Genomic DNA, 750 nt, shown 5'->3' with positions numbered 1-750 from the left:
TTGAAAGACTTGTACCTACAATGCACAGGCGGGTGTAAACATGAAGGGGCAGGGCGGGGAGGACAAAGTTTTCACTACGAATTTTTTCAAAACTGATTAATATCCTCGGAAATTGTTGAAAATGTCTGGTTACATTCTGCACGATGCTTGTAAGAAAGGAGATGTTACAACAGTGAGGAAATTGTTGCAGGTGGAGGAGATGGTCAACTTGAAGGAGGTGAATAAGTTCAGAAATAATAAAGTGAGTTGAAAATTTTCCTATTTATCTCTCAGACTCCGCTCTTTATTTCTTGTGAAGAAGGAACCCTTAATCACTTAGAAGTTGTGAAACTGTTGCTGGGTGTTCATGAAATTGAACCAAACAAAGGAGTTTGTATTCGGTTTTAACCTAAACCTCAAAATCAGTTTGTAAGTATTCTTTCTCCATTTTATTGTGTCTAAACCTCAAAATCAGAGAGTAAGTATTCTTTCTCCATTTTATGGTGTCTAAACCTCAAAATCAGATTGTAAGTATTCTTTCTCCATTTTATGGTGTCTAAACCTCAAAATCAGTCTCCTTTATTTGTGGCATGTGAAAAGGGGCATTTTGAAATTGTGAAAGAGTTGCTAAAACATCAGAAAATTGATACAAATAACGGAGTAAGTATTATTTCTCCATTTTATGGTTTCTTAACCTCAAAATCAGTCTGTAAGTATTCTTTCTCCATTTTATGGTGTCTAAACCTCAAAATCAGGATGTAAGTATTCTTT

Annotated in this window: 1 protein-coding gene; it reads left to right on the top strand. The window is 35.1% G+C overall.

All coding sequences use genetic code 11. The features are described from left to right. Window positions 1-528 precede the first annotated feature (528 nt). Window positions 529-741: a hypothetical protein gene (locus GY843_RS21080; protein ID WP_367183876.1), complete on the top strand. Its 213-nt coding sequence runs from the start codon at window positions 529-531 to the stop codon at window positions 739-741. The last annotated feature ends 9 nt before the right edge of the window (window positions 742-750 follow it).

Origin of the sequence: Neptuniibacter sp., from assembly GCF_024231755.1 — a bacterium.
Classification (GTDB): Bacteria; Pseudomonadota; Gammaproteobacteria; order Pseudomonadales; family Balneatricaceae; genus Neptuniibacter.
This window is presented reverse-complemented; position numbering and strand designations above follow the sequence as displayed.

Coding starts and splice junctions, on each gene's coding strand:
- GY843_RS21080 (WP_367183876.1), top strand. CDS start 529: ATGGTGTCTAAACCTCAAAATCAGTCTCCTTTATTTGTGGCATGTGAA.